Here is a 4,533-nt window from a genome sequence, read left to right as displayed (position 1 = left end):
TAGCCTTTTCCATCAATCGGCTGCAGCCCCCCCCCCCGCGGGGGTTTTTTCTGCGTAGTGCCTGGCGGGGGGCCTGACCCGTCTATATTCCCTTGCCCGGGGCGGATTTCTGCCGGGGCGGCGGAAACGTCGGTCTTATTTTACCAGGCCAGCCCCGCATTCTGCGGGCCAGCCTATTCGTTCAAGCCGGCTTATTCGTTCAAAAATGACGGCCCTTCGCCGATGATCTTCTTGTCTTCCTTGCCGATGATATCGAGATCGCGCCCCTCATAGGGCAGCGACAGAAGGATGCGCCGCATCACCGCCAGCCGGGCGCGTCGCTTGTCGTTGGCGCGCACGATGATCCATGGGGCGAACTCCTTATGGGTGCGCTCGAACATGGTATCGCGCGCCTTGGTGTAATCGTCCCACTTTGTGATGCCGGCTATGTCGATCGGCGAAAACTTCCAGCTCTTCAGCAGGCTGTAGCGGCGATCGTGAAATCGCTCGAGCTGCGTCTCCCGGCCAATGTTCAGCCAGAACTTGAAGAAGTGGACGCCGTCATTGACGATCATCCTTTCGAAATGCGGCGTCTCGTCCAGAAATTTCTGCTGCTGTTCCGGCGTGCAGAAGCCCATCACCGGTTCGACGCCGGCGCGGTTGTACCAGGAGCGGTCGAAGGTGACGAATTCGCCTGATGTCGGGAAATGGTCGGCATAGCGCTGGAAGTACCACTGTCCAAGTTCAGTCGGCGTCGGTTTGGTCAACGCCACGTTGCGTGCCGTGCGCGGGTTTAGATACTGGCGCAGCACGAAGATCGTGCCGCCCTTGCCGGCCGCATCGCGACCTTCGAACAGGACCATCGCCCGCTTGCCGGTCGCCTGCAGCCAGGCCTGCGCCTTGACCAGCTCGATCTGCAATTTCTCCAGCGTCTCGTCATACTCGCCGCCTTTCATCTTCTTGTCGTAGGGATAGCCGCCGGCGGCCAGCTTGTTGTCCTCGACCCAGTCGGGCAGCGTGGGATTCTCGATGTCGAACTCCCGTTCCTTGCCGTCGATCCTGATCTTCAACGGGCCTGAAGTCGGCGCGGCGGGACTATCCTTGGCTTTTTTCATTGAGACGAACCCTTCTAAGCATCCGGACTCATGCTATTGGGAGCCTCCGGAGCGGTCCAGCGGAAGTTTCCGTCGCCGCTCGACCGGTGGGGAAGGCATGGGCGCGGCGCGCGAGCGAATGACTGACCGGGACGCAGAGCAGAAAGGCACGGCGCGAACCATGGCCGCCCGGCTGTGGAACAGCCGCTGGCTCCTTGCCGCGGCTGTGATAGCCGTTCTGATCGCTTTTGCGTTTGCAGCTATCTCCGCCTACGTGCTGGTCCCGGCATTGCTGCTGTTGTTTGCAGCGGCAATGTTGCCGATGGCCGGCGCGCACCGATCGGCCGAGGGCGCCGCGGCGACCGAGACAGTCGGTTTGCAGCGGCTCTCCGGCGAGTATCTGGCGGCGGCCGTTGCCGACCCGCTGATCATCTTCGATCGGACCGCCGCCATCGTCCATGCCAACGCCGCTGCCTTTGCCGCCTTTGGCGGGATCGCCCCGGGCATATCGCTGCCGCTGAAATTCCGGGCGCCGGAAATGCAGGCGTTGCTGGACAGCGTGCTGTCGGGCGATGTCGCCTCGGATATCGTCGACTACACCGAGAAGCTTCCGGTCGAACGGGCATATCGGGTCAGCGCGTCTTCGGTCGGCCACGGCACCGATCTCTACGTGCTGGTGTTCAAGGACCAGAGCGAAACACGACGCATCGACCGCATGCGCGCGGACTTCATCGCGAACGCAAGCCACGAATTGCGCACGCCACTCGCCTCGATCGCCGGGTTCATCGAAACGCTTCGCGGCCCGGCCCGCAACGATGCGGCGGCACGCGATCAATTCCTGCAGATCATGCAGAACCAGACCGGCCGCATGGCACGCCTGATCGACGACCTCTTGTCACTGTCGCGGCTAGAGATGAAGCCTTATCTCAGACCGGGAACCGAGGTCGATCTTCGTCAGATCGTCGACAGCGTCATCGACTCGCTCGCCCCCCTTGCCCGGGAAAACAGCGTCGTCATCGAGCGGGATTTCGCTGAGGGCCCGCTTGATGTGCCGGGCGATCGCGACGAATTGTTCCAGGTCTTCGAGAACCTGCTGGAGAACGCCTGCAAATATGGCCAGTCGGGCGGCCGCGTCGTGGTGTCGATCGCGCACAGCGATGCCGATCCCGAACCCGGGATCGACGTGACGATCAGGGATTTTGGTCCCGGCATTCCCGAGGAGCACATTCCGCGCATCACCGAGCGCTTCTATCGCATAGACGTCGAGACCAGCCGGACCCAGAAAGGCACCGGTCTTGGCCTGTCGATCGTCAAACATATCCTGACGCGCCACAATGCCAGGCTGACCATCAAGTCCGAGATCGGAGAGGGGGCCGCCTTCTCGGTTCATTTGCCGGCGGGCTGACGTCGCGCTAGTTTCCAGCTAGCCGTTTCTTTTTTCTGTCATCCGGTTAGCGTATCAGCGGGGATTCGACGAAACGACTCGAAGATCAAGACCCCGTGGGAAGGCATTTAGCCCATGCAATCCGTGCATATAGTCAGCGCCTATGACGAGGAGCTGAAATATTTGTCGAAGCGCCTCGCGGCAATGGGCGGCCATGCCGAGCGCATGGTCGAACAGGCGGTCGCCGCTTTGGTCAATGCCGACCCGGGACTGGCTCAGAAAGTCATCCGCGATGACGCCGTACTCGACGAGGGGCAGCGCGAAATCGACGACAAGGCGATCATCATCATCGCCAGGCGCCAGCCGATGGCAACGGACCTGCGCGAGATCGTCGGCGCCATTCGCATTTCCGCCGATCTCGAACGGGTCGGAGACCTCGGCAAGAACGTCGCGAAGCGAGTGGTCGCCGTCACCGATGGCCGCCAGCCGACCAGCCTGTTCCGTGGCCTGGAGGCGCTGGCCAACCTGGCGCTCACGCAGCTCAAGGAAGTACTCGACGTCTATGCATCGCGCTCTGTCGACAAGATCGGCTTTGTGCGTGATCGCGACGACCAGATCGACGCCATGTACACCTCTCTGTTTCGCGAATTGCTGACCTATATGATGGAAGATCCGCGCAACATCACGCCGTGCACGCATCTGCTGTTCTGCGCCAAGAACATCGAGCGCATCGGCGACCATGCCACCAACATCGCAGAGACGATCTACTACATCGTCACCGGCGACCAGATGCCGGCCGAACGGCCAAAGAGCGACAAGACGGACAAGATCGGGCTTCCCGTGACGACGCCGGCGAAGTGAACGCACGTCCTCTCGAACGCTTGATCATCTTGCGCTAAGCTACCCGGACGTTAAGCTTCTACCCAGTGAAAGCCATGCTTTCGGGAGGCTGCGATGGAATATGTCCGGGAGTTCAAGCCCGCGTCCGCATCGGGCATCATTGCCTCCAGCGTCTATATGGCCGGGCATCGTATCGCCGACATTCCGATTGAGGAGGCCGGCGAATGGGCAAAGAAGTCTGGCCATGTCGTCTGGATCGGCCTGCTTGAGCCTGACCGCAACCTCTTGCTGCGCGTCCAGGCGCAATTCCATCTTCATGAGCTGGCGATCGAGGATGCAGAGCATCCGCACCAGCGGCCGAAGATCGAGCAATATGGCGATGCGCTGTTCATCGTCGCCCGCACCGCGCAGCTGATCGAGGGCCGCGTCACCTTCGGCGAGACGCATCTGTTCGTCGGCAGCGGCTACATCGTCAGCGTCCGGCACGGTCCATCCACGTCTTATGCAGCCGTGCGCCAGCATTGGGAAAGCTGTCCGCATTCGTTGGCCAAGGGCGAGGATTTCGTCCTCTACGCCATTCTCGATTTTATCGTCGACAACTACATGCCCGTGCTCGAGCAGATCGAGGACGAGGTCGAGGCGATCGAGGACAAGGTTCTGTTGAAGCCGATGACCGGTCCCGACATTGAACGTCTCTATATGCTGCGTCGCGATCTGTTGCGCCTGCGCAATGCCGCGCTTCCCTTGGTGGAGGTCTGCCGCCGGCTGACCAGCGCCGACCTGCCGCAGATCCATACGGCCATGCATCCGCTGTTCCGCGACGTGACCGACCATATCCGCACCGTCCAGGAAAAGATCGACAGCCTGCGCGAAGTGCTGGCGTTCGCTTTCGAGGCGAGTCTGCTGGTCGGCCAGAGTCAGGAAACGGCGATCTCGAAGAAGCTCGCCTCATGGGCGGCCATCCTGGCCGTGCCGACCGCATTCGCCGGCATCTACGGCATGAACTTCACCGACATGCCGGAACTGAAGATGGAATATGGCTACCCGGTTGTGCTGGCCGCGATCGCGCTGATCTGCGCGTTTCTATATTGGCGGTTTCGAAAGAACGGGTGGCTGTGAGAGAGTAGGGCAGTAGGGCAGTAGGGCAGTAGGGCAGTAGGGCAGTAGGGCAGTAGGCAGGTAGCAAAGTAGCGAAGATGAGTAGAAGCAAACTACCGATCTAGCGTAGTACCGAAT

4 protein-coding genes are annotated in these 4,533 nt (G+C 61.1%); 3 read left to right on the top strand and 1 reads right to left on the bottom strand.

Annotated elements, in window-relative coordinates:
• Window positions 1-191: 191 nt before the first annotated feature.
• The gene (gene ppk2, locus NKJ26_RS33140; RefSeq protein WP_352607834.1) at window positions 192-1,094 is read right to left on the bottom strand and encodes a polyphosphate kinase 2; all 903 of its coding nucleotides are present in this window, start codon (window positions 1,092-1,094) and stop codon (window positions 192-194) included.
• Between the two features lie 118 nt (window positions 1,095-1,212).
• Here ppk2 and NKJ26_RS33135 point away from each other — a divergent pair, with 118 nt between their 5' ends.
• The 3 genes from NKJ26_RS33135 (at window position 1,213) to NKJ26_RS33125 (ending at window position 4,416) form a co-directional block, all read left to right on the top strand.
• Window positions 1,213-2,478, top strand: a complete 1,266-nt coding sequence (locus tag NKJ26_RS33135) for a sensor histidine kinase (protein WP_352700040.1) — start codon at window positions 1,213-1,215, stop codon at window positions 2,476-2,478.
• Window positions 2,479-2,592: 114 nt separating this feature from the next.
• Window positions 2,593-3,318, top strand: a complete 726-nt coding sequence (gene phoU, locus NKJ26_RS33130) for a phosphate signaling complex protein PhoU (protein ID WP_352607828.1) — start codon at window positions 2,593-2,595, stop codon at window positions 3,316-3,318.
• Between the two features lie 93 nt (window positions 3,319-3,411).
• Window positions 3,412-4,416, top strand: coding sequence for a magnesium and cobalt transport protein CorA (locus tag NKJ26_RS33125; protein ID WP_352607826.1), 1,005 nt, complete (start codon window positions 3,412-3,414; stop codon window positions 4,414-4,416).
• Window positions 4,417-4,533 lie beyond the last annotated feature (117 nt).

Origin of the sequence: Mesorhizobium sp. M0152, from assembly GCF_040322415.1 — a bacterium.
Lineage (GTDB): Bacteria > Pseudomonadota > Alphaproteobacteria > Rhizobiales > Rhizobiaceae > Mesorhizobium.
The sequence above is the reverse complement of the archived record's forward strand: the minus strand, read 5'-3'. Positions and strand labels throughout refer to the sequence as shown.

Excerpts from the sequence above, each read along its gene's own strand:
- NKJ26_RS33135 (WP_352700040.1), top strand. The coding sequence starts at position 1,213 with ATGACTGACCGGGACGCAGAGCAGAAAGGCACGGCGCGAACCATGGCC.
- ppk2 (WP_352607834.1), bottom strand. The coding sequence starts at position 1,094 with ATGAAAAAAGCCAAGGATAGTCCCGCCGCGCCGACTTCAGGCCCGTTG.
- NKJ26_RS33125 (WP_352607826.1), top strand. The coding sequence starts at position 3,412 with ATGGAATATGTCCGGGAGTTCAAGCCCGCGTCCGCATCGGGCATCATT.
- phoU (WP_352607828.1), top strand. The coding sequence starts at position 2,593 with ATGCAATCCGTGCATATAGTCAGCGCCTATGACGAGGAGCTGAAATAT.